This window comes from Candidatus Tisiphia endosymbiont of Nemotelus nigrinus (genome assembly GCF_964026475.1).
In the GTDB taxonomy this organism is placed as follows: Bacteria; Pseudomonadota; Alphaproteobacteria; order Rickettsiales; family Rickettsiaceae; genus Tisiphia.
This window is the reverse complement of sequence record NZ_OZ032151.1, coordinates 736,095-759,519: the sequence shown is the minus strand read 5'-3', so window position 1 is coordinate 759,519 and position 23,425 is coordinate 736,095. Positions and strand designations below refer to the sequence as shown.

Genomic DNA, 23,425 nt, shown 5'->3' with positions numbered 1-23,425 from the left:
TCTTTAGAAAAAGGGGAATTAATTGGTCTTACATTAGATAAGTTGTTTAATTCTAAACCATTTTGTATTATAATATTCTTATTAATAGGTATGCTTGTAGGTTTTAGAATAATTTGGCATAAATTAAATATAAAAAATAATGTCCCATAGTCCTTTAGATCAATTCGCAATAAAGAAACTAGTAGAAATTAACTTATGTGGTTTTGATATTAGTTTTACCAATTCCAGTTTGTATATGATGCTTGCTGGGGTTATAGCTCTATTGTATTTTTATTTAGCTTTAAAATCAGAAAAAATTATTCCGTCTAGATTACAGCTTAGTGCAGAAATAATTTATGATATAATTACAGTGACGTTAAGTCAAAATGTTGGAGAGAAGGGGCGTAAGTTTATACCATTCATTTTCACTTTGTTTATGTTTATTTTATTATGTAACTTGCTCGGAATGCTCCCTTATGGGTTCACTGTTACTAGTCATATAGCGGTAACCTTTGCCTTAGCAATCACGATATTTTTTATGGTGACAATTATTGGTTTTATTAATCATGGTCTCCATTTTTTATCAATATTTTTACCTAAAGGTACTCCCCTTTGGTTAGCTCCGCTGATGATCGTAATAGAATTATTTGCGTATTTAGCAAGACCCATAAGTTTATCTTTAAGATTAGCGGCTAACATGATGGCAGGGCATGTATTATTAAAGGTGATGGCAGGATTTATAGTTTCATTAATGATTTTTCTTAAATTTTTGCCAATTCCACTAATTGTTATCCTTATTGGATTTGAAATTTTTGTGGCAATACTTCAAGCTTATATCTTTACAATTCTTGCTTGTGTATATTTGAATGATGCTGTAAATTCACATTAAAAAATTTTATATTTAGGAGTTTATATAATATGGATACGATGTCTCTAAAATTTATTGGTGTAGGGCTTATGGCTATTGGTATGCTAGGTGCTGCCATTGGTGTAGGTAATATATTCAGTGCATTACTAAATTCAATTGCTCGTAACCCTTCAGCTAGTGATCAATTACAAAGAGTGGCATTAATTGGAGCGGGGCTTACCGAGGCTATGGGTTTATTCTCGTTTGTAATTGCAATTTTGTTGATATTTACTTAAGATCAGTATGCCTCAGTTTGACGTTGCTTTTTATTGTTCACAAATCTTTTGGTTGGTAGTAGTCTTCAGCTTCTTATACCTTATAGTTCATAATTTCATTGTGCCATTAACTGAAAAGATTCTTAAGAGTAGGGAAACTTATATAGATACTAATATTGCCAGTGCAGAAAGTCTTGCAGCAAAAGCTGATATCCTGCACAAGCAGTATGCTAGTCAGTTGGAAGAAACATCAAATATCGTGGAAAATATTAAGAAAGAAGCTAAAGATGCGATGGAAGCGTCTTTTTTATCAAAAAAAAAGCAACTCCATAATGAATTGAAGGTACAAATTAAAAATAATCATCATGATATTAAAACAACTAACAAATCATTTTGGCTTGATGAAAATGATTCATGTGTCAATTTAGCAAAATTATTAATTCAAAAAATTACTAATCAACCAGTTGATCTAGAATTACTAAAAAAATCTTACAAAAAGATAAAGTAATGCAATTATTTGACGAAAAATTTTGGCTAGCCATTTGTTTCTTAATTTTTGTGTATTTAGTCTATAGACCGATAAAAAATATAATTTTAAAATCGTTAGATGACAAAATTATTGCTATCAAAAACCAAGTTGTAGAAGCCCAAAAGCTTAACGAAGATATGGCCTTATTATTTGAAGATGCTGTAAAGCAGATACAACAGATTGAGGTGCTAAGAGAAGAAATGCTAAAAGATGGCAGGGAAACTGCCAACAACCTAATCGAACAACAAAACGTAGAAATTGATAAGTTTCTAGAAAGTAAGAAACTCGAGACTATAGACTTAATGAATAGGCAAAAACTAGAAGCTTCTCAAATACTGCAATCTGAGTTTTGTGATAAAATGGTAGAATTAGTAGCTATATATATGAAATCTACAAAAAACAATGGCATGTCAGATAGTGAAATAGCCAAAAATCTCATGGGAAATCTATCCTCAAAGCTACCATCTGAAAAATTTACAAGCGATTAAAATTTGAATTTACAGACACAATATCTATTAGCGAGGAGTCAGTTTGCAATACACCGTAGTTGCAAGGAAATAGCGAACTACTCTAAATCTAATCACTTTTATTGCTTCGTCACTACTAAAGTAGCTTCTCGCAATGACACCAGTTTACATGGATAAATACTAATCGGCTTAGCTTTGTTAACAGTGTCTAGTGCTAAGTTGTTTTTGTGGTATATATAATATATAATAAATTAAAAATAATATTAAAATGTAAGAATGCCTGAACTTCCTGAAGTTGAAACATTAAAACGCTGTCTAGAACAGCGAATAGTAGGGGTTACCATCAATAAGCTTGACAAAAGACGAGACAAACTACGTTATAAGCTTAGCGGTCAGTTAGAGCCAGATGTAAAATTAGCAAAAATTATCGCTTTAAGGCGTAGGGCAAAATATTTGCTAATTGATCTAGATAATTATTATTCGATTATTGTCCATCTTGGTATGACCGGCAGACTAACGCTCCAACCTAGCAATTATCAAATACAAAAGCATGATCATGTTATTCTCTCTTTGGGGACTTGCGAGAAATTAGTTTTTAACGATTCACGACGTTTTGGTATGATTTATACCGTGCAAACAAATCTCATTGAGGAGAAATTTTTAGTAAATTTAGGTGTAGAACCTCTGTCAGAGGATATGTCTTGTGAATATCTAAAAATGAAATTGCTGGGCCGCTCTGTTCCGATAAAAAATTTGTTAATGGATAATCGTATTATCGTCGGTGTTGGTAATATATATGCCTCTGAGAGCCTTTTTATGGCTAAAATACATCCAGGCAGACTGGGTAGTAGTTTATCAAACAACGAAATAAGCAATTTGTTGTTAGCCGTTAAACATGTCCTAACAAAAGCCATATCGGCAGGTGGAACCACTCTTAAGGATTTTGTTAGCGGTGATAGTAAACCTGGTTATTTCCAACAAGAATTACAGGTCTATGCCCGAGAAAATCAAAAATGTTTGAACTGCCAAGGAATAATAAGACAAATAAAACAATCCGGTAGGACTAGTTTTTATTGTTCTACTTGCCAGAAATAATAGAGGAAACGGAGTCAATCATTTATTTTATGTTTCCTATGTTTATCCTCTATACAGAAATGGAGCTATTGCAGGATAATTGTATTGCTTCCGACTTCATTGTATTGGCATTAAACGTTCTACTTTAGGTTGCTGTGAAGTTTTGTAAGGATAAAATTAATCTTAATTTGGTTAGCTATATGCTAAGTTTATTAAATAATCCAATTAACAATCCTCCAACCATAAGTATAATAGATAGCCAAATAAGACTCATCATCGGTTTGTAATATATTTTTGCATGAATTACATCATCGGCAATTTTACTTAATACTGCGTAAAGATCATAAGTTAAATAAGAATATATATTACTTTCTTGGGATAGTTGTTTTTCTATTATATATAATCTATTCTCAGGCTTTAAGATGGTAATATTATTTTGTTGATCCTCAATCCAAAATTCAGCAATTTGCCGATAATAATTTTGGGCTGAGGATACTCTCATATCTTTTAAGGTAACTTCAAACCCACCGGCTGTTACCTTGTCTCCAACTTTTCCTATAAAATCTACTTCACTTTGTAATAATGAATTAAGAGTAATAGTTAAAACAAGTAAGCCAAAGCCTAAATGCCCTAAGATCATAGCAATATTAGCTTTTAGTTTGGTTCTAAAAAAATTGCTTTTTGCTAATATATAATAACAATTTTGTATTATTAGGAAAAGAGAGAATGTCACGGCACATGCTGAAATAAAACCATACTGAATTTGGTATGAGCTAATAAAAGTTATTGAAAAAGAAATAAATAGTAAGCAGACGTCATTGCGAAAAGGCATAAGCCTACGAAGCAATCCATTTCTAATCACTTGTCTGGATTGCTTCGTCAACCTTAGCTCTCCTCGCAATGACGTCTGTGAGTTAGTTGGGTCAGCTATATGATTTGTCTGAGCAATACCAGCTAGTAGAACTGTTGGAATAAGGAAGATTATAAAATTATTGATAAAAAATCTTTCACTAATGGTAATAGATTCTTGGTATAATAAAGAATAAACTACTGGGTAAATGGTGGCACATAGTAATATTACTAGGGCTGTTAAGAAAAATATACTACCCCAAATAATAAGTTTGTACTTAAATTTATGTTTGTCTAATCCTGCTGGATCGGGTTGAGTGATATTTTGTCCTTTTACTAATAGTAAAACTAAGCTTGATATAGCAATAATAGCAAATATTGCCAGCATGTAAATTGCTCGCTCAGGTGATGAGGCAAAAGAATGAATTGAGGTGATTAGCCCTGAACGTACCAAAAACGTACTAAATACTACTAGTAAAAAAGTGATAATTGATAGGGTTATGCTCCAGTTTGTCATTCGTCCAGATTTTATCGTTACCAAGATTGAGTGATGTAGAACGATAGCCGACAGCCATGGTAGTAGTGAAATATTTTCTACTGGATCAAAAAACCAAAATCCACCCCAGCCAAGTTCTCTATAAGCCCACCATGCTCCTAGGGCTATGCCTAAGGTTGAAAACAGCATACCTAAATTGCTAAATATTTTAATAGCTTTAAGATTAGCCCAATCTAAGCTAGAGGTGGACAACATAACGCAAGCTGATGTAAAAGGTACGACGTAACAGACATAGCCTAAATATAATATAGGGGGGTGTATTATTAGGGCAATATCTTGCAGCATGGGGTTTAAGCCGAGCCCTTGGGCGGGACGGAAGGATAGGCTGTCAAATGGGTTAGAGGTAAAATAAATGAAACTACCAAATAATAATTGTATTAGTGCTAGTACAATTATGTGATAGACTCGAATTGGACGGCTATTAAATAGTGCAATATAAATAACACCTATAGTCTGTAACAAACATAGCCATAATAGGATAGACCCCTCATGACTCGCCCAGCTAGCAGCAATCTTAAATCCTAGAGGCTTTAATGTACTAGAATTAAAAAAAACATTCTGTATAGAAAAATCCGATATAATAAATCCACATACTAATAGCAAAAAAGATAGTAATGTTGACAACCAGCTAAAGTAAAAAAATAAAGTACCCGCCCGATATGACGCACTAATCACTGCTAGTATACTGAACAGCATTGCCAATATTTGTAGATAATTGCCAAGGCTACTGATCACTTTCAAATTCTTCATTTGGTAGAACAGTAACTTTTATGCTATCAAGCCTGTTACATACCTTTTTGTTAATGGTAATACTTAAATTAAATATTTTGATAGATTCTCCTTGATTAGGAATACGTTCAAGTTCATGGATAATCAAACCAGCTATGGTATTTGCGTTATAATCAGGTAAATTCCAATTTAGCTCTCTATTTACATCTCTTATAGTTGCAGATCCATCAATAATAAACTCAGTTTCAGATTTTTTTATGATTGTGTTAATAGGGTAATCATGTTCATCGATAATAGGACCAACAATCTCTTCTAAAATATCTTCTAAAGTAATAATACCTTGTAAATCACCATATTCGTCAACAACACAGGCAAAATGGTTTTTTCTCTCTCTAAAAGCATGAAGTTGATGAGTTACCAAAGCATTATCAGGTATAAACCAAGGCTGACTTATCAATTCTTCGATATTAATTTTTTTTACATCGTTATTTTTCTCATAAAGAGCTCGGTGTAGATCTCTTATGTGAAGCACACCAATTATATTGTCCTGAGTATCTTTCCATAATGGTATTCTTGTATGAGGGCTTGATAACAATGCTTTCCTTACTATTTCTTCTTTAGGCATATCTATATTAATGGCTATGACATTACTTCTGTGTATCATAATTTCAGATACTGTCATTTTTCTAATATCTAATATACCACCTAACATATCACGGTCAGACTTATAAACATTACCTTCTTGATGATAATGCTCAATAACTCCCCTAACTTCTTCTGCTCCTGAGATATTTTGTTGTAGATTAATACGAAAAATAAAACAAAACCCCTTAACTACCAGCTCAAAAACATAATTAATTGGTCTCAAAAAATTTAGAAGGAACATAATGGCCGGAGAAGTGAATAAAGCTAACTGTTCTGCTTTTGCTACAGCAATAGCTTTTGGTATTATTTCACCGAAAACAATGATTAAGAATGCCATAACTGCGGAAGCTGTGACAGTACCATTATCGCCTAGCCAATCGATAAACATGCTAGTAGCAATCGTAGTGCAAACAGTATTAAATAAGGTATTACCAATTAGTAATGTGCCGATTACTTTTTCTTTGTTCTTTAGAACTTGCAACACAATCGTAGCACGCTTGATACCTGCTACCTTAAATTTTTGTATTTTCCCAGGGGAAGAAGCGGTTATAGCTGTTTCAGTAGCTGAGAGCAGTGCGGAACATCCTATCATTAGAACAATAATGATTATCAAAAAAATAGTCATTGATCTTTGTATAAATTATTTGGCATGAAGCCGATTATATTGCTAACCATAAAATTCCCCTAATACTTTTTTGTTTGAAACACTGCAGGGCGATTTAGACACTGTTAACAAAGCTTATTTAATTGGTGAATGTGAATTGCCACGACCACTAAGTGTTCTCGCAATGATAGCATAATGCTAATCGGGTTAGCTATACATCTCCTTAATTTTCGTCATAATCTTTTCGGAAATATTTGAGGCAGTAAGCCCAAAATATGAGTATAAATCAGTAGATGGAGCGGAAAGACCAAATTGTTCCATGCCAAAGAACATACCGTTTTCTCCGATGATTCGATGCCAGCCGAAGCTAGTTGCAGCTTCTATAGCCACTTTTAACTTGGCATTGGATAAGATATTTTGGATATAGCTAGGTTGTTGTTGAAAAAATAACTCAAAACATAATATTGAAATTACATTAGTACTAAAACCATTCTTACTTAGTATATCTTTTACTTCTAAAGCAATTGACAACTCCGAACCTGTGGCAAATATAGCAATATCTACTATTTGTTGATCATTCCCTGATAGCATATAGCCACCTTTGGAACATAAATTTTGTGAAATTATTCGGCTAACTATTTGAGATACCGGCTGTCTGGTTAAAGCTATAATAGAAGGCCGGTCTTTATTAGATAAAGCGATTCGCCATGATTCAGTTGTTTCTAGATAATCTGCTGGGCGGAACACCATCATATTTGGTAAGCTTCGAAAGGACGCTAGATGCTCAATTGGTTGGTGAGTGGGGCCATCTTCTCCTACACCAATTGAATCGTGAGTCATGATATAGATCACTTGTTGTTGCATAATAGAAGAAAGTCGTATAGTTGGTTTCATATAATCAGAAAAGACTAAGAAAGTAGCCCCTACAGGTAGAAACCCTGACAATGCTAGTCCATTCATGATAGCTCCCATAACATTTTCGCGAACACCATAATGGATGTAATTGCCACTAAAATCATCTCTATTAATTACTCTACTAAACGTATTTTTGATATTATTGGATAATGATAAATCAGCTGAGCCAAAAATAATTTTATCTGATAGTTTGCTTAAATATTCGATAACTCTACCAGACAAACAACGAGTTGCTTCATCTTCTTGTGGAATAGGGATATTATCAAGAAAAGAACAATCTATATTAGCTTTATTCAAATAAGCCTTTTGCTCTTGAGTTATATTAGCAAAATTCTCCTGCCAATTATTATAACTCACTTGATTTCTTAACCAAGCTGTACCCCATATCTCTTTTAATTCCGCCGGTATATTAAACTCCTGATCGTTGAAACCTAAATTTTCTTTAAGAAGCTTAACCTCATCTTTGCCAAGCGGGGAGCCATGGGCGGTATTTGAATTTACCTTGTTAATAGAACCTTTGCCAATTAAAGTGCGGCAGGCAATGAAATATGGCTTATCAGAATTTTGGGCCTTAATTAGGCTGGCATTAATTTGCTCAAAATCATGTCCATCGATTGACTCGGTATTCCATCCCATGGCAGCAAATTTTTGCAGATGATTTTCAGATACGGTAAGGTCGGTAGGACCGTCAATGGAGATTTTATTATCATCAAATAAAACGATTAAGTTATTCAGGCCTAGATGTCCAGCTAAAGAAGCGGCTTCATAGCTGATACCTTCCATTAGGCATCCATCTCCAATTATACAATAAATCTTATGGGTACTAAGCTTTTTTCCCAATTTTTGTTGATATTTTTTTTGAGCAATCGCCATACCCACTGAAATCCCAAATCCCTGACCTAATGGACCTGTAGTAGCCTCAATAGCTTCATATGCCCCATATTCTGGATGTCCAGGAGTTTTTGAGTGTAATTTCCTAAATTGTTTTAAATCTTCTAGGTGAAAATTTTTATAATTTGTTAAATAATAAAAACTATAAAGCAACATTGAACCATGTCCAGCTGATAGAACTAGGCGATCGCGGTTAAACCAAGTTGGATCATTAGGATTGAATTTTAGAAAATTAAATACTAACATGGTCATTACATCTGCCATGCCAAGTACCATACCTGGATGTCCTGATTTTGCATATTCTATGCTATCACTTGCTAAAATCCTAATACAATTACTTAATTTACAATATTCTTCTGAATATTTTGGGATTTTATTAAACTTCATTATAATAAATATTAATTTTGTGTTAAAAGATAGGAATAAAAATTTTTATGAATCTACATCAAAATAGATATTATGACAACAACACTATTATCCATTTTTTCATGGTTTAGTACTTTATTACATCAATTATGGCTATCAATTAGTTCAGTAAATTTCTACAAAGATGTTTATAAATCATATAAAGGATATGGAATTAAGTATATATTTACTGTATCTTTTATATCTTCATTGGTTTATTGTATTGTTATCTTTAACTATTTGTTAATTCTCACCGATTACTTTACTGAAAATCGTTTAACAAAAGGCACAATGACTATTGAATATATATTAAAACAATTACCAGAAATCTATTATGATGGCACTAAAATTTTAGTTGATCAGGATGAACCTATATATTTACTCGATGAAGATGGTAATAAACTTGCGGTTATAGACTCAAAGAATCAATTATCTTATAGTGAGAGACTTAAAATTCCTATCCTATTTAGTAGTAATAATATAACCATTACTACAGTAGAAATAACCGATAAAAAAAAGAGTCTATTCAGCATTGGATATGCTAAATTATTTGCTGATGATCAAAAAATTCTTACTGAAGAGGTTATTAAACAGCATTTTGCTAAAACCTTAATACAAGCACCAAAGATATTTATTTACATTTTAATGCCTATAATAGTAGCCTTTCGTTTTGTAACAATTTTATTTGAAAAAAGCTTTATTATCATCTTAATATATTTGTTAACTAACTATTTTGGCCCTAAATCCTCTTGGCAAACTTGTATCAGGATAACCTTGTTTTCAAGTGGCGTGGCAATTTTATTACAGCCTGTGATTGTTATATTCTTACCAGAGCTGAGTAGTATTATATTTTGTATACAGATGTTCACCAGCTTGTTACTGCTTTTGGCAATGTTGCAAATACGAAGCAAGTAGGGAATGGGGGTAATATAGTTAACCCAAGTTGTAAGTTGTTATTCTTAGCAATGGCAGGAATCTAAGATTATACCCTACATTTTTTTCAGAATTATTATTACAGAAGGTTCCAGAAAATGATTGCACTCAAGCTCATGAGTTAATAAAAATATAGAAGAGGAATGCCTTATGGCAGATAAAGCTTACGACACAAATACTATAATAGAATTTGCTGAGCAAGCAAATATAATTCCTGTAATACCATCAAAAAGAAACAGGAAGATTCAAAGAGAGATAGATAAGGATTTATATAAGTTAAGGCACATTATTGGTGCGCCACGAAGTGTAAATAAGCTAGCTGTTGCAAGAGCAGCCATAGAAGTGTTGACCTAGCACACTATGTATCGAGTCTTGAGCTGAGTTTGGTAACAAAGTCAGTTAAGCGTAGACAGAAATATTATAGGCCGTAAGCCGTAAGGTTGAAGCAATTGAGCCTCGTTAATGTCTTCTTTTGAGATCGCAGACTGTGTCAATAAACAGGAATGCAACAACATACATATCATAAATAGGCAGATATGTATGGGATCTCCGGGGTCTGAGAACATGGCATGTAATAAAAGTTTATTTATAAACGTGGGATATCCTATATTTTCTCTGAATTAGGAGTATTAGCTAACAAGTGTAAAAGCGAGGAAGCTGAAAAGAAATATAGGAAGTCAGATCCAGCATAGTACTGATGAAATTGGGTAATGCCAATGGAGGGAAGGCTGGTGGGTAAAATCGATCTCTAGAGGGAAATGTTATGATAACAACAGATTATCAAGTAATAACAGAAACAAAACTAAAGAGAATAGCATGGTTATCTTCATTGGATAAAAGTAAGAGATTTAACAACCTCATGCATTTGTTTAGTGAGAACGCACTTGCTGTCTGCTATCATGAGCTGGATGTTAAGAAAGCAACTGGAGTAGATGGAGTAAACAAAACTAATTATGGCTTAAAACTTACAGAAAATATTGGAAAATTGTCTGATAAACTAAAGAGGATGGCTTACATACCGGGCAATATTCGAGAGGTAAAAATACCGAAAGAAGGAAGCAATGGCAAGACTAGAACTTTAGGTATCAGCAACTTTGAAGATAAAATATGTCAGAAGATGATGCACAAAGTGCTTGAAAGTATATATGAGCCAATATTCTTGGAATGTTCCTATGGTTTCAGAACGGGAATAGGGTGTCATGATGCAATAAGAGGATTAACGCAACATCTTTATAGCAATGAGGTAGAGAGCGTAATAGACCTAGATTTGGCTAACTTCTTTGGTACTATTGATAGAAGGATATTGATAGAAATGCTGCAAGAGAAAATTCATGACAAGAAGCTAATAAGATATATAATCCGCATGTTTAAAGCTGGAATATTGTCTGAAGGAGAACTGATTGTTCAAGAAGAAGGGACGATTCAAGGAAACATTGCTAGTCCCATCCTTGCAAATATTTTTGCTCACTATGTTTTAGATGAATGGTTTGAAGAAGTGGTAAAGCAACATTGCAGAGGAACAGTAGCATTATTTCGCTACTGTGATGATGGTGTAATATGTTGTAGATACGAGGAGGACGCCAAGAGAATAAAAATAGCTTTAGCAAAACGACTTGAGAAGTACAAACTTAAACTCAACGAAGAAAAGACCAAAATGGTTAGATTTTCAAAGAGAAAATTTTCTCAGAACGAAAGGCAAGAGGCTTTTGATTTTTTGGGTTTCACCTTTTATTTTGGTAAGTCTAGGAAAGGTAAAATAATACCTAAGGTAAAGAGTTGTAGTAAACGAATAAGTGCCAAACTGAAGAAGGTCAATGACTGGTGTAAGGACATTAGAAACAAGCATAAACTGCATGTCATATGGAGAAGTTTTTGTAGCAAGTTGAGAGGGCATATACAGTATTATGGTGTGACTTTTAATATTAAAGCAGTGAATGGCTTCATAAGGCAATCAGTGAAGACATTGTTTAAGTGGTTAAATCGTCGCAGCCAAAGAGAATCATTCAGTTGGGAGAAGTTTTGTCTGTTTATCGAATGCAATCCATTACCAAAGGTAAGAATATACCACTCCTTAATGCAAGGCAGTATGTGAATGATGATATCTTGAGCCCATTGCCTTAATAGGGCACGATGAGGTTCTAACGAGGGGCGTAAGTGGCAACGCTTACGTCTACTCTATAAAATACATTTCAGAAATTTAAAGAATGGCGTGGTATAGCAACAAGATATGATAAAAATACAAAATCATACATGGCGGCTCTTTGTCTAAGGGGATTACTAATGTGGGCTAAAATCTCATGACGACATACCCTAAAGTGGCTTCTCGCTAATAGATGTTTTGAATTTTGTATAGCACTTAACATATATGTTCATATTAGTGCTAGGTTATAAGAACGAACAACCGTCATATGTGGACGAAGTCCATTGATGGGTTTGGACGGAGTCCATGCCGTCATTGCGAGGAGGCATAAGCCGACGAAGCAATCCAAAAGTTGCAACAGCACGCTGTTCATTTGGATCGCCACGCCACTTCGTGGCTCGCGATGACGGTTGTTCGTTCTTATAACCTAGCACTAATATGAACATATATGTTAAGTGCTATATAATGTCAGTCTGGTTAGCTATAGATATTAAAGATAGTGGGTTTAATGTTACAAATATTAGTAAAGCGTTGGTTGGCTGTGTGTTGCTGCATGGTGGTATTTATGATTTTTTGGGGTGGTCTTACTAGGCTTACTGACGCTGGATTATCAATTGTTGAATGGAAACCAGTAGCAGGTGTTGTACCGCCACTCAGCAATGCTGCGTGGCAAGACGAGTTTGGTAAATATCAACGATCAATCGAATATAAGCAAAAGAATACTAACATGACTCTTTCAGAGTTTAAATTTATTTTTTGGATTGAATTTATTCATCGTTTTGCTGGTAGACTTGTCGGTTTATTATATCTGATACCATTACTATATTTTTTGGTAACGAAGCAAATTGCTAGTAAATCGCTACCAGTATATTTGGGGATATTGTTATTATTTGCGGTTCAAGGATTTATGGGTTGGTATATGGTGAAAAGTGGGTTAATTTTGCAGCCATATGTTAGTCATTTTCGCTTAGCCGGTCATTTGATCATAGCGATTATTATCTATAATTTGCTGTTCTATCAGCTGATGAAAAATAGTTTCGATATTTTACTAAGTGAAAAAACAACAAGTTTGAATCTAGCAAAATTCTGTTGTGTAATAACTATTAGTATAATTTACATACAGATTTTTTTAGGAGGGCTGGTTGCGGGACTTGATGCTGGGCAGGTATATAATAGTTTTCCTTTAATGGGTAATAATTTCATACCTGATGAACTATCGTTTAAACTACTTACTATAGATAGTTTACATGATCCTGTAATCGTTCAGTTTTTCCATAGAATGGGAGCATATATGGTTTGTGTTAGTGCTGGATTTTTAGTAGTGAGCTTAATAAAAACCAAGCATCCTAAATTAAATAGAGTTGCTTATTATATTGTTGGTGTATTACTATTACAAATGTTAGCTGGCATAGTGACCATTTTATATTCAGTACCTGTATTAATAGCTTTACTGCATCAGATTTGTGCAATCATACTATTATCTTGTATATTATGGAGTTATTTTTTATTAAAGAGTGCATAAGTGGCAATATTAAATGTTGATCTAGAACTACCTTGTAGGTTGGATCGGTACTTGAAAAAATTATATCCTAGCCTTACTCAAGGAGTAATTGAGCGTGCCTTAAGGTTTAAGCAGATAATGGTTAATTCTTGTAAGGTATCAGCCAATTTGCGAATAAACATTGGTGATCAAATTTTTATAGAGGATAGTTTAAATTTACAACCTCAGAAAACTCCTGATAGGGTTTTTGCCAGTTCAGCGATTATACTGGCCGGCAAGTTGTTGAAGGATTATCTACTTTATCAAGACGAATGGCTTATAGCAATCAATAAGCCAGCAGGTCTCGCCACCCAAGGTGGTAGCAAGATAAATCTATCTATAGATGATGCACTGCAATATTTAAATAGTCAGGGGGCAGATTTTAAATTAGTCCATAGGTTAGACAAAGATACTTCAGGGATATTATTAATTGCCAAAAATTATACAAGTAGTATAAAATTGGTTAAAGCCTTTCAAGAAAAGGATATCCAAAAAACCTATATTGCGGTAGTGTTAGGTAGGCTTCCACAATTTGAAGGAGAAATTAGTGGTATGATAGGCAAAAACAGGGGGGGAGTGCATGAAGCTGTCCAAAATGATGAAAAAAATGGTAAATTATCAATAACTCGCTATAAATTGCTTAAGAATTTCAATAATGGTTTAACATTGGTGGAATTTACTCCTCTTACCGGTAGGATGCATCAACTTCGATTCCATGCAAAAACGCTAGATTGCCCTATAATAGGTGACAAGAAATATGGCACCTTAGAAGCAATAGCTCTATCCAAGGAAATGTTACTACATGCAAAAAGCATAATATTACCTGAGGAAATATTTGGTAAAGAAATAATAATTGATACAACCTTACCAAGTTATTTTAGTATAGGGGATAATCTTTTATGATAAAAAAAATAATTATATCTGCTATCATTGCTATTTCATTGTTAATATGCTCTATATTAGTTACTGTAAACTTTGTTAATTATGATTCTGTCAGTAGTAGTTTTATCAATGAATTAAAAATTTCTCCTCAAAATCTAAAGAACATAAAAATAACTAAATTTCCTGTACCTTATTTGACTATTGATCACATAAAAGAAGACGGGAGATTAGAATTAGAAAATATAGAAATTCATTTTGCTCCATGGTCACTATTAATTCTCAGACCAAAAATTAGCGCTGTAACCATATATAATGCCACAATATATTCAGATGAACAAGATTTTGACATTATAAACCATGATAGGATAGTTAGTTCATTCATAACCAATGGTATAATCAATATAAATTTTGATGTTAAAAACCTTACTATTCTCAATAAAAACAAACAACCTATTATCACTTTAAATAACTGTTCTTTATTTAAAAATAACCCTATTTCTAATATTACCTCATTTAAAGGAGATGGGGGGTATGTGGGAAAATTGTCAGGATTCTTTGAAAGAAAGGGTAACCAAATAAATTTAGACCTTACTATCGCTAATAATGACTATAATTTTCACCTGTTAGAAACTTATATAGACTCTAAACTGATAAATGGCAAAGCAGAATATCTAATACAACATTTAGCGGATATATTACATATTCTAGTGCCAGATTTAGATTCTTTATTTAGAAAATTTAATCCGAATGAAAAGATAAATATCAAATTTGATATTTTGCCTACTCCACAATTACTTAAGTTAGAGAATATAACTATAGAGTCTAATTCGTTGGCAGGTAACGGTTCAATATATTTAAATAAAAGTGACGATGTTACTAGTACAATAAAATTATATTTTCCTAAGATAAATGCAAAATCACTGATTACCTCATCCAATAATATTAAACAATTTAGCAATTCAGTCTTTGGGTTAAGATTTCTTTTTGATAATAAATCAATCATAACCGATATTTTAGTTGATCAAATAATATTAAATAACGATGAGGTATTAAATAATACCAAAATTTTGCTTAATTTAGACAAAGGGGTATTAGTGGTTAATGATTTTTCTGGTATGATAAAATCTGGAGGCCGTTTTCAATTGATAGGCAATGTAACGCAAAATTCAGTACGAAGTATATTTGATGGCACAATCCACTTGCAGCATAATGACCTTAATTCTATCTTGAATACTTTAGGTTATGAACAGGCAGTTAGTACAAAGCCTACAGCTTTTATTTTATCTTCAGATTTAAAACTAACCTTAATAGATGTATATTTACAAAATCTTATGCTAAAAACTGAAAATACTAAAGTTACAGGCAATATTACGGCTAGATTCATTGGTTCTATGCCGCATTTTATAGCTGTTCTTGACTTTTCCTCGATAGATCTAAATAAGGAAGATTATCCGATAATCTCACCAATAGTAAAATTTGCTAAAAGCTTATCAGAAAATATGAAAGGTGAATCATACTTAGCTAAATATATCCCCATTAGGACAGTTGATTATTTAGGTAATTTTGACATCATGATCAATGATTTACTTATTGGAAATAATTCATTTGGTAAAGCGTATATATTAGCAAATGTTTCACCAGGTAATATTGAGATTAGTAATTTTGATATAAGAACCAGTAGTGATTACCTCAATCTTAGTGCTAATTTGTTAGCAAGTAACATTAAACCACAATTAAAAGTTACAATAAATGATGGCTCTCTTAATGTTAATTTTTTAACTCCTGAATCTTTACTTAATCTACGAAATAAATTATTGAATGAATTTGATTTAGAAAAAATAGAATTAAAATTAGATTGCATGTTATCAACAATAATACAAGGTGCTCTAGTGTTGCAAAATTTAAAACTTGGTCTAGCAAATAATAATGCTTTATTTAAGATCAATAACTTTGAAGTAAATCTACTTTTGGGTAAATTAAAAGCAGAAGGTAATATTTTATTAGATCCATATACTATTAACTTTGTTTATGCACTGAATTCTATTGATTTAGCTCAATTATCTAATATTTTGCCGAAAGGATTATTAAACAATTATGGGGGAATGAGTATCAATGGAACACTCACCACTAATGGTGATAATTTGAAAAAATTATTATATGAGCTTAACATTCAATCAGATTTTGTAGTAAAAAATGCTAAGATCAGTAATTTCTCCATTGATTCATTTATAGAGAAAGTTAATAATAAAGACTATAACCTAAATTATTTAAAAGAGGATGTAACCCAAGCTATGTATCAAGGGCAAACCGAGTTGGATAGTGTTCGTGGTAACATTCAGTTAAAAAATGGAATAGTTACAGTAAAAGACATAATATTTAACACGAAATATACTAGTGGGGCTGCATCATTAGCTGTAAATATATATAATTGGGACATGGCATTATCTTCAATATTATCTTTCTATATAGCAGACTTAAAACCTAATCAGAGCGACTCTAATAATAAAAATACTCCTATAAATCTTAAAATAAAAACATCAGGTACCATGTTTGAGCCTATAAAAACATTAGATGAAAATGAATTAACAAAGGCTTTAGAGGCAAACAAAAAGAATTCCACAGTTACAAAACAGTAAATGTTTATAATGCCCCCTAAAATAGGACCAAAAAAATAGATTAATCCGAGTAAATTTGTTAAAAATAAATTGAAAGGAAAGAAAATGAGTATTAAGAAACAATATGCACCAGGATTTAAGGCGAAGTTAGATATAGAATTAATCAGTGATAAAAAGAGTGTAGTGAAGATTAGTAGTGAATATAAGGTGCCTCAAACCAATTTACATGAGTGGAAAGCAAAATTACTTGATTCTGCTAAAGATATCTTTCTGCCCGAATCAGAAAGAAATAAGCAGTTGAAAATATTAGGTGTTTAGTCCCAGGGTGTAATGTTGTATATTATAAAGAATTACCATCAAGAGAGGAATTATGGGACAAATATTACACGGCTGTGCCAAAACGACAGAGGCAATACGTTTCGCAATCCAAAATAGTCAAGAGAGCTTAAAGACTTTAGCAAGAAAATATTCTATTAATCCTAAAACAGTTGCTAAGTGGAAGAAACGAACTACATTACAAGATACTTGTATGGGTCCCAAAGAACCATCTTCTACAGTATTAACTTCTGAAGAAGAAGCTATGTGTATAGCATTTCGTAAACACACTTTATTATCTTTAGATGATTGCTTATATGCTTTACAAGTTAGTATTCCCAAGCTTACTAGATCTTCTTTACATAGACTTCTTCAACGCCATAATGTTAGTAGGTTACCGGAAGTAAAAGGAAATAACAAAACCAAGAAGAAGTTTAAACTTTATCCAATTGGTTATTTCCATATAGATATTGCTGAAGTCAAAACAGAAGAAGGTAAACTCTATCTATTTGTTGCTATTGATCGCACTTCAAAGTTTGTGTATGTAGAACTTTTACCAAGATGTACCAAGACAGAAACAGCACAATTTCTTCGTAATTTAATTAAAGCTATACCTTATAAAATTCATACTATTTTGACAGATAATGGTATTCAATTTACTAACAGAACAGTAGATAAGCATGCTTGGATGCATATTTTTGATCGTATTTGCTATGAATACAATATTGAACACAGGCTAACAAAAGTTAATCATCCATGGACTAATGGACAGGTAGAACGTATGAATCGTACTATTAAAGAGGCAACTGTTAAACGTTTTTATTATGACAATCATCAGCAACTTAAACAACATTTATATGATTTTATCAATGCCTACAATTTCGCAAAAAGACTTAAAGCTCTTAAAGGTTTAACTCCTTATGAATTTATCATAAAAACATGGACATCTGATCCAAATAAATTTATTATTAACCCTAACCTCCACTCCCTGGGACTAAACACCTAGAGAAAATTTTAGCAATTTAGAGATATAATTCCCATAAAATTATTATTGTCACTATTATGCAACTTTTTGTTTATAGTACATCAAGCTAGGAGTCCTATACCCCAATGCTTGGTGCATTCTTTCGTGGTTATAAAAATCGATATATTCCTTAATAGCTGCTTTTGCCTCCTTTACAATTGTTAAAATTATTCGATAAATTTTTTCCTGTTTCAACGAACGCCAAAATCGCTCTATAAACACGTTGTCCAAAACTCTACCTTTGCCATCCATACTTATTTGAATATTATATTTTTTTAAAATACAGATAAATTGCTCAGACGTAAATTGCACTCCTTGGTCTGTGTTAAAAATCTTTGGTATACCATATTGTTCTATAGCTTCCTCAAGAGCCTCTACACAAAAAGTACTTTCTAAACTAATAGATACCCGCCAGCTAAGTATATAACGACTGTGCCAATCCATAATGGCTACCAAATAAACAAATCCTTGTTGCAACCTTATGTAAGTGATATCTGAACACCATACTTGATTTGAGTATGTTACCTCTAAATCTTTTAGTAAATAAGGATATATTTTATGTGCCTGATTTCTTTTACTCAAATTCATTTTAGGATAAACAGCTTCAAGACCCATTATTTGGTAGTAACGTCTAACAGCTTTACGACCTACCGAAAAACCTTGGGCTTGTAAATATTTAGCCATCCGTCGCATACCATAATATGGATGCATAGTATAGGTCTCATCAATTATTGCCATGATCTTAAGCTCTTGTTCACTAATACCAGTAGGTTGATAGTAATAGCTTGACCTACTAATACCCAACAACTTACACTGTTGTATAATTGTTAACTTATTATGATTAGGCTCTATCATATTACACCTAACCTTTAAGTCCAAACAATGCAGATTTTTTTTGAGCCAGTCACGCTCTACACTTAACTGTCCAATTTGTTCATATAGATTCTTGATTAACTCCTGCTGATTTGGATCAGCACTCTGTGTTTTACTCTTAAAGCCTTGTACTAATAATTCAAGTCCCTGTTTTTTCCAATTACTTATCTGTGTTGCATGAACGCCATACTTACTAGTTATTTGGGCTATTGTTAGCTCGCCCTTGATTGTCTCTATGACAATTTTTGATTTCTCCTCAACACTATATTGCCTTACTTGTTTTTTCATCTCTAGCTCTCCTTTTTTGCTAAAGAATTCTATCTCATTTCTTCTTTTTTTGTGTCCAAAATATGGGGACCATTATAATGTTGAAATTTTGTATTATCTGTATTTTTTAATTATAAAAAATAGTTAATTTCTAAATAGTTAAAAACGGATTAACTTATTTTTTTTGGTTTGACAATTGGGGTCACTATCCTATATTGGACAGAGCCGAATTCGGATAATTTTTTATCCTGAATGTGTGTATGTAGTAGTTATGGAGAGGTGGCCGAGTGGTTTAAGGCGCTCGCTTGGAAAGCGTGTTCACGGTAACGTGTCAGGGGTTCGAATCCCCTTCTCTCCGCCATTCGGTACAGGTCGTCGTTTTTTCAAAAATATCGAACGGAAAACGTAGGGAGGTCTCAAGTTTTTTGCCTCTTAGTTTGAGGTTCTGAAATACGAAATTTATCATTTTGCGTTTTTGGGGCATTTCAGAACCTTTGAAGGTTTCATAGGCTTCAGAAGCTAGAGTTATCAGCATTGTAGCGGTATCAGTAAATTTATCATCTGCTTCATCATAAGTCTTCAGTAAACGATCAATTTCATATTGGCGATCTTTTAATTGTTGTTTTTTTCTTTGAAATTCTTCTGTGCTAAGTTCTCCATTGAGTCGCAAATCTATTAATGAATTTAATCTATTCTCATTTTCGGTATGTTCTTTCTTTAATGAAGCTGTTGCTTGGTCATGCTCATCTTTCTTTAGCTCATTTGTGTTTTTTAAATAGGCTAGAGTCTCTTTTAGCATTTCGGGGTCTTCTTATACCTATTCTTTTAAAAACATCTTCTATTTGCTTTAAAACCTCATCTTCCCTTATATATATTTTCTTGTCTAAATTCTGTGGATCCCAAGTAGCTAAATATGTCCATTCATCCACTTTACCGTTTGGATATGTTTTACTATGAATTTCAGATGTTACCATTTTGCCAGTTACCGCACAGGTGATTAATCCTCTAAAGAGAAAATCCTTACCACCATATTTAAAAGGCTTCTTCTTCCACCCTAAACGTACATCTTTACATGCCATAAAAGTCTCTTTTGTTATAATTGCCTGATAACCATGTGACCACATCTCTCCTTTTACTCTCATCTCACCGTAATAAAATGGTTGTTGTATTAAACGATGTATAACAGTTTTATTTAGGTGACAATTCTTTTTACTTCTTAAGCCTAATTCTTTAGCCATGTTTACCATAGACCTAAGAGTATATATCCCGCTCGCATATTCTTCAAATAGTTTTTTGATAATAAAAGCTCTAGACTGATCAAGAATTATTATGCTATTGCCACTTGCGTCCCTGCTATTTAGATAACCAAGGGGGGCTGGACCTATCCATTGTCCTTTACGTAATTTATGATCTAGACTCCTTTTAACGTTATCACTTAAACTATCAACGTAAGATTGTGCCATTAATACGTTCATCCCCCACATTAGCTTTGCATGAGACTGAGAATCTTTATCTATTATGTAACCTTCTGTTCTAAAATGTAATTCTATCTTACCGGCTTTTATTGGTTCTTCTAGTAATGAAATTTCTGAAATTCTTCTTTGTACTCGATCTACTTTATCAGCAACTATAGCAATTGTTTCTCTATGGCTTTTAGCAAATTTGATCATCTCTTTAAATTGCTTACGCTCCCCTCTGCTTGAAGATTCGATAATTTCAAAAGTTTCGATAACTTCAAGATTTTTACGTTGGCAATATTCTACTAATCTATATTTTTGAGCTTCAATTGAATACCCTTCTTCTTGTTCCCTTGTTGAAACACGAACTAAAATTATTGATTTTGTTGCTTTGTCTGTCATATTTTCTCCTTAGATAATAAATTTTGCTTTAATTAGAAAGTTAGTATGTATTCAAAGAGCAGAGATATATCAAGCACCGCACAAGTCAAGTTGAATTATTATTAAATTACCCCATTCCCTTCAGTATTAGGGCCAAATATAACATTTTTTTCAGTATTAATAATTTTTAGTTATTGTAAATAAATTGTTCTGGCTTGGAGTAGTACTACATCAGCTAATTTGTTATTAAACTCCTATTTTAGCTATTTTTAAGGCTATTACACGGCTTTTTAGTATCGTTATGGCAGGGGGGGGAACCTAGTTTTTGAATTATTACGCTCTAAGTCTAAATATGGGCTTTTTTATTTATATGGGTTTGCTTTTCATATAGTATGCCTGTATTTAAATATTTTTTTGTCTTAGGGTATGTCGTCATGAGATTTTAGCCCACATTAGTAATCCCCTTAGACAAAGAGCCGCCATGTATGATTTTGTATTTTTATCATATCTTGTTGCTATACCACGCCATTCTTTAAATTTCTGAAATGTATTTTATAGAGTAGACGTAAGCGTTGCCACTTACGCCCCTCGTTAGAACCTCATCGTGCCCTATTAAGGCAATGGGCTCAAGATATCATCATTCACATACTGCCTTGCATTAAGGAGTGGTATATTCTTACCTTTGGTAATGGATTGCATTCGATAAACAGACAAAACTTCTCCCAACTGAATGATTCTCTTTGGCTGCGACGATTTAACCACTTAAACAATGTCTTCACTGATTGCCTTATGAAGCCATTCACTGCTTTAATATTAAAAGTCACACCATAATACTGTATATGCCCTCTCAACTTGCTACAAAAACTTCTCCATATGACATGCAGTTTATGCTTGTTTCTAATGTCCTTACACCAGTCATTGACCTTCTTCAGTTTGGCACTTATTCGTTTACTACAACTCTTTACCTTAGGTATTATTTTACCTTTCCTAGACTTACCAAAATAAAAGGTGAAACCCAAAAAATCAAAAGCCTCTTGCCTTTCGTTCTGAGAAAATTTTCTCTTTGAAAATCTAACCATTTTGGTCTTTTCTTCGTTGAGTTTAAGTTTGTACTTCTCAAGTCGTTTTGCTAAAGCTATTTTTATTCTCTTGGCGTCCTCCTCGTATCTACAACATATTACACCATCATCACAGTAGCGAAATAATGCTACTGTTCCTCTGCAATGTTGCTTTACCACTTCTTCAAACCATTCATCTAAAACATAGTGAGCAAAAATATTTGCAAGGATGGGACTAGCAATGTTTCCTTGAATCGTCCCTTCTTCTTGAACAATCAGTTCTCCTTCAGACAATATTCCAGCTTTAAACATGCGGATTATATATCTTATTAGCTTCTTGTCATGAATTTTCTCTTGCAGCATTTCTATCAATATCCTTCTATCAATAGTACCAAAGAAGTTAGCCAAATCTAGGTCTATTACGCTCTCTACCTCATTGCTATAAAGATGTTGCGTTAATCCTCTTATTGCATCATGACACCCTATTCCCGTTCTGAAACCATAGGAACATTCCAAGAATATTGGCTCATATATACTTTCAAGCACTTTGTGCATCATCTTCTGACATATTTTATCTTCAAAGTTGCTGATACCTAAAGTTCTAGTCTTGCCATTGCTTCCTTCTTTCGGTATTTTTACCTCTCGAATATTGCCCGGTATGTAAGCCATCCTCTTTAGTTTATCAGACAATTTTCCAATATTTTCTGTAAGTTTTAAGCCATAATTAGTTTTGTTTACTCCATCTACTCCAGTTGCTTTCTTAACATCCAGCTCATGATAGCAGACAGCAAGTGCGTTCTCACTAAACAAATGCATGAGGTTGTTAAATCTCTTACTTTTATCCAATGAAGATAACCATGCTATTCTCTTTAGTTTTGTTTCTGTTATTACTTGATAATCTGTTGTTATCATAACATTTCCCTCTAGAGATCGATTTTACCCACCAGCCTTCCCTCCATTGGCATTACCCAATTTCATCAGTACTATGCTGGATCTGACTTCCTATATTTCTTTTCAGCTTCCTCGCTTTTACACTTGTTAGCTAATACTCCTAATTCAGAGAAAATATAGGATATCCCACGTTTATAAATAAACTTTTATTACATGCCATGTTCTCAGACCCCGGAGATCCCATACATATCTGCCTATTTATGATATGTATGTTGTTGCATTCC

22 protein-coding genes, 1 tRNA gene and 2 pseudogenes are annotated in these 23,425 nt (G+C 33.0%); 16 read left to right on the top strand and 9 right to left on the bottom strand.

Translation table 11 applies throughout. From position 1 onward, the window contains the following. Window positions 1–42 precede the first annotated feature (42 nt). The 6 genes from AAGD39_RS07035 (at window position 43) to mutM (ending at window position 3,192) form a co-directional block, all read left to right on the top strand. Window positions 43–150 carry a hypothetical protein gene (locus AAGD39_RS07035; RefSeq protein WP_375359822.1) on the top strand — a complete coding sequence of 36 codons (108 nt, stop codon included), beginning with the start codon at window positions 43–45 and terminating at the stop codon, window positions 148–150. After that, entirely contained in the window at window positions 140–868 is a 729-nt protein-coding gene (locus AAGD39_RS03535; protein ID WP_341756057.1) for a F0F1 ATP synthase subunit A, read from the top strand. Before AAGD39_RS07035 ends, AAGD39_RS03535 begins: the two co-directional genes overlap by 11 nt. Window positions 869–897: 29 nt before the next feature. Continuing rightward, window positions 898–1,122: a F0F1 ATP synthase subunit C gene (locus tag AAGD39_RS03530; RefSeq protein WP_341756056.1), complete on the top strand. Its 225-nt coding sequence runs from the start codon at window positions 898–900 to the stop codon at window positions 1,120–1,122. Between the two features lie 7 nt (window positions 1,123–1,129). Continuing rightward, complete coding sequence (locus AAGD39_RS03525) at window positions 1,130–1,609, top strand: ATP F0F1 synthase subunit B' (protein ID WP_341756055.1); 480 nt, start codon at window positions 1,130–1,132, stop codon at window positions 1,607–1,609. Further along, on the top strand, window positions 1,609–2,118 hold the full coding sequence (locus AAGD39_RS03520; RefSeq protein ID WP_341756054.1) for an ATP F0F1 synthase subunit B: 510 nt from the start codon (window positions 1,609–1,611) through the stop codon (window positions 2,116–2,118). Before AAGD39_RS03525 ends, AAGD39_RS03520 begins: the two co-directional genes overlap by 1 nt. Window positions 2,119–2,373: 255 nt before the next feature. Next, complete coding sequence (gene mutM, locus AAGD39_RS03515; protein ID WP_341756053.1) at window positions 2,374–3,192, top strand: bifunctional DNA-formamidopyrimidine glycosylase/DNA-(apurinic or apyrimidinic site) lyase; 819 nt, start codon at window positions 2,374–2,376, stop codon at window positions 3,190–3,192. Window positions 3,193–3,367: 175 nt separating this feature from the next. Here mutM and AAGD39_RS03510 read toward each other — a convergent pair whose 3' ends face one another. The 3 genes from AAGD39_RS03510 to tkt all read right to left on the bottom strand — a co-directional run bounded on the left by AAGD39_RS03510 (window position 3,368) and on the right by tkt (window position 8,747). Next, window positions 3,368–5,251: a heme lyase CcmF/NrfE family subunit gene (locus tag AAGD39_RS03510; protein ID WP_375359837.1), complete on the bottom strand. Its 1,884-nt coding sequence runs from the start codon at window positions 5,249–5,251 to the stop codon at window positions 3,368–3,370. A gap of 49 nt (window positions 5,252–5,300) precedes the next feature. Next, entirely contained in the window at window positions 5,301–6,575 is a 1,275-nt protein-coding gene (locus tag AAGD39_RS03505; RefSeq protein ID WP_341756052.1) for an HlyC/CorC family transporter, read from the bottom strand. A gap of 186 nt (window positions 6,576–6,761) precedes the next feature. Continuing rightward, complete coding sequence (tkt, locus tag AAGD39_RS03500) at window positions 6,762–8,747, bottom strand: transketolase (RefSeq protein ID WP_341756051.1); 1,986 nt, start codon at window positions 8,745–8,747, stop codon at window positions 6,762–6,764. A 72-nt stretch (window positions 8,748–8,819) separates the two neighbouring features. On the opposite strand from tkt, the gene AAGD39_RS03495 reads away from it, so the two are divergent. The 4 genes and pseudogenes from AAGD39_RS03495 to AAGD39_RS03480 form a co-directional block, all read left to right on the top strand. Continuing rightward, on the top strand, window positions 8,820–9,680 hold the full coding sequence (locus AAGD39_RS03495) for a DUF1189 family protein (RefSeq protein ID WP_341756050.1): 861 nt from the start codon (window positions 8,820–8,822) through the stop codon (window positions 9,678–9,680). A gap of 168 nt (window positions 9,681–9,848) precedes the next feature. Then, window positions 9,849–10,052, top strand: a complete 204-nt coding sequence (locus tag AAGD39_RS03490) for a hypothetical protein (RefSeq protein WP_341756049.1) — start codon at window positions 9,849–9,851, stop codon at window positions 10,050–10,052. A 409-nt stretch (window positions 10,053–10,461) separates the two neighbouring features. Continuing rightward, window positions 10,462–11,790, top strand: coding sequence for a reverse transcriptase domain-containing protein (locus AAGD39_RS03485; protein ID WP_341756048.1), 1,329 nt, complete (start codon window positions 10,462–10,464; stop codon window positions 11,788–11,790). A gap of 101 nt (window positions 11,791–11,891) precedes the next feature. Further along, a pseudogene (locus AAGD39_RS03480) lies at window positions 11,892–11,999 on the top strand (IS5/IS1182 family transposase); the annotation flags it as partial. A gap of 84 nt (window positions 12,000–12,083) precedes the next feature. On the opposite strand, the gene AAGD39_RS03475 reads toward AAGD39_RS03480, so the two are convergent. Continuing rightward, window positions 12,084–12,284, bottom strand: coding sequence for a hypothetical protein (locus tag AAGD39_RS03475; RefSeq protein ID WP_341756047.1), 201 nt, complete (start codon window positions 12,282–12,284; stop codon window positions 12,084–12,086). Window positions 12,285–12,346: 62 nt separating this feature from the next. Between AAGD39_RS03475 and AAGD39_RS03470 the strand changes: the two genes are divergently transcribed. The 5 genes from AAGD39_RS03470 to AAGD39_RS03450 all read left to right on the top strand — a co-directional run bounded on the left by AAGD39_RS03470 (window position 12,347) and on the right by AAGD39_RS03450 (window position 18,196). Further along, window positions 12,347–13,360 (top strand): COX15/CtaA family protein, encoded by a 1,014-nt coding sequence (locus tag AAGD39_RS03470; RefSeq protein ID WP_341756046.1) that lies wholly within the window; start codon window positions 12,347–12,349, stop codon window positions 13,358–13,360. Between the two features lie 6 nt (window positions 13,361–13,366). Beyond that, window positions 13,367–14,281 carry an RluA family pseudouridine synthase gene (locus AAGD39_RS03465; protein WP_341757220.1) on the top strand — a complete coding sequence of 305 codons (915 nt, stop codon included), beginning with the start codon at window positions 13,367–13,369 and terminating at the stop codon, window positions 14,279–14,281. Beyond that, entirely contained in the window at window positions 14,278–16,896 is a 2,619-nt protein-coding gene (locus AAGD39_RS03460; RefSeq protein ID WP_341756045.1) for an AsmA-like C-terminal region-containing protein, read from the top strand. Before AAGD39_RS03465 ends, AAGD39_RS03460 begins: the two co-directional genes overlap by 4 nt. Before the next feature lie 84 nt (window positions 16,897–16,980). Further along, a complete protein-coding gene (locus AAGD39_RS03455) occupies window positions 16,981–17,193 on the top strand; it encodes a hypothetical protein (RefSeq protein ID WP_341756044.1) in 213 nt (70 codons plus the stop codon). A gap of 52 nt (window positions 17,194–17,245) precedes the next feature. Continuing rightward, on the top strand, window positions 17,246–18,196 hold the full coding sequence (locus AAGD39_RS03450) for an IS481 family transposase (protein WP_341756043.1): 951 nt from the start codon (window positions 17,246–17,248) through the stop codon (window positions 18,194–18,196). A gap of 54 nt (window positions 18,197–18,250) precedes the next feature. Here the strand turns inward: AAGD39_RS03450 and AAGD39_RS03445 are convergent, their stop codons facing one another. Beyond that, on the bottom strand, window positions 18,251–19,375 hold the full coding sequence (locus AAGD39_RS03445; RefSeq protein WP_341756042.1) for an IS3 family transposase: 1,125 nt from the start codon (window positions 19,373–19,375) through the stop codon (window positions 18,251–18,253). 252 nt (window positions 19,376–19,627) lie between these two features. Between AAGD39_RS03445 and AAGD39_RS03440 the strand changes: the two genes are divergently transcribed. Further along, window positions 19,628–19,715, top strand: a tRNA-Ser gene (locus AAGD39_RS03440). Here AAGD39_RS03440 and AAGD39_RS03435 read toward each other — a convergent pair. From AAGD39_RS03435 to AAGD39_RS03420, 4 genes and pseudogenes are all read right to left on the bottom strand, one after another. Then, window positions 19,686–20,153, bottom strand: coding sequence for a hypothetical protein (locus AAGD39_RS03435; RefSeq protein ID WP_341757188.1), 468 nt, complete (start codon window positions 20,151–20,153; stop codon window positions 19,686–19,688). The genes AAGD39_RS03440 and AAGD39_RS03435 overlap by 30 nt on opposite strands. Continuing rightward, window positions 20,113–21,213 (bottom strand): recombinase family protein, encoded by a 1,101-nt coding sequence (locus AAGD39_RS03430; RefSeq protein WP_341757187.1) that lies wholly within the window; start codon window positions 21,211–21,213, stop codon window positions 20,113–20,115. Before AAGD39_RS03430 ends, AAGD39_RS03435 begins: the two co-directional genes overlap by 41 nt. Window positions 21,214–21,624: 411 nt before the next feature. After that, window positions 21,625–21,732 (bottom strand): annotated as a pseudogene (locus tag AAGD39_RS03425) (IS5/IS1182 family transposase); the annotation flags it as partial. Between the two features lie 101 nt (window positions 21,733–21,833). Continuing rightward, on the bottom strand, window positions 21,834–23,162 hold the full coding sequence (locus tag AAGD39_RS03420; protein ID WP_341756048.1) for a reverse transcriptase domain-containing protein: 1,329 nt from the start codon (window positions 23,160–23,162) through the stop codon (window positions 21,834–21,836). Window positions 23,163–23,425 lie beyond the last annotated feature (263 nt).

Bases quoted from the DNA above. Each gene is read 5' to 3' on its own strand.
- AAGD39_RS03435 (WP_341757188.1), bottom strand. From the start codon at position 20,153: ATGCTAAAAGAGACTCTAGCCTATTTAAAAAACACAAATGAGCTAAAG.
- AAGD39_RS03455 (WP_341756044.1), top strand. From the start codon at position 16,981: ATGAGTATTAAGAAACAATATGCACCAGGATTTAAGGCGAAGTTAGAT.
- AAGD39_RS03520 (WP_341756054.1), top strand. From the start codon at position 1,609: ATGCAATTATTTGACGAAAAATTTTGGCTAGCCATTTGTTTCTTAATT.
- tkt (WP_341756051.1), bottom strand. From the start codon at position 8,747: ATGAAGTTTAATAAAATCCCAAAATATTCAGAAGAATATTGTAAATTA.
- AAGD39_RS03445 (WP_341756042.1), bottom strand. From the start codon at position 19,375: ATGAAAAAACAAGTAAGGCAATATAGTGTTGAGGAGAAATCAAAAATT.
- AAGD39_RS03485 (WP_341756048.1), top strand. From the start codon at position 10,462: ATGATAACAACAGATTATCAAGTAATAACAGAAACAAAACTAAAGAGA.
- AAGD39_RS03430 (WP_341757187.1), bottom strand. From the start codon at position 21,213: ATGACAGACAAAGCAACAAAATCAATAATTTTAGTTCGTGTTTCAACA.
- AAGD39_RS03490 (WP_341756049.1), top strand. From the start codon at position 9,849: ATGGCAGATAAAGCTTACGACACAAATACTATAATAGAATTTGCTGAG.
- AAGD39_RS03470 (WP_341756046.1), top strand. From the start codon at position 12,347: ATGTTACAAATATTAGTAAAGCGTTGGTTGGCTGTGTGTTGCTGCATG.
- AAGD39_RS03525 (WP_341756055.1), top strand. From the start codon at position 1,130: ATGCCTCAGTTTGACGTTGCTTTTTATTGTTCACAAATCTTTTGGTTG.
- mutM (WP_341756053.1), top strand. From the start codon at position 2,374: ATGCCTGAACTTCCTGAAGTTGAAACATTAAAACGCTGTCTAGAACAG.
- AAGD39_RS03460 (WP_341756045.1), top strand. From the start codon at position 14,278: ATGATAAAAAAAATAATTATATCTGCTATCATTGCTATTTCATTGTTA.
- AAGD39_RS03535 (WP_341756057.1), top strand. From the start codon at position 140: ATGTCCCATAGTCCTTTAGATCAATTCGCAATAAAGAAACTAGTAGAA.
- AAGD39_RS03495 (WP_341756050.1), top strand. From the start codon at position 8,820: ATGACAACAACACTATTATCCATTTTTTCATGGTTTAGTACTTTATTA.
- AAGD39_RS03450 (WP_341756043.1), top strand. From the start codon at position 17,246: ATGGGACAAATATTACACGGCTGTGCCAAAACGACAGAGGCAATACGT.
- AAGD39_RS03530 (WP_341756056.1), top strand. From the start codon at position 898: ATGGATACGATGTCTCTAAAATTTATTGGTGTAGGGCTTATGGCTATT.
- AAGD39_RS03475 (WP_341756047.1), bottom strand. From the start codon at position 12,284: ATGTTCATATTAGTGCTAGGTTATAAGAACGAACAACCGTCATCGCGA.
- AAGD39_RS03505 (WP_341756052.1), bottom strand. From the start codon at position 6,575: ATGACTATTTTTTTGATAATCATTATTGTTCTAATGATAGGATGTTCC.
- AAGD39_RS03420 (WP_341756048.1), bottom strand. From the start codon at position 23,162: ATGATAACAACAGATTATCAAGTAATAACAGAAACAAAACTAAAGAGA.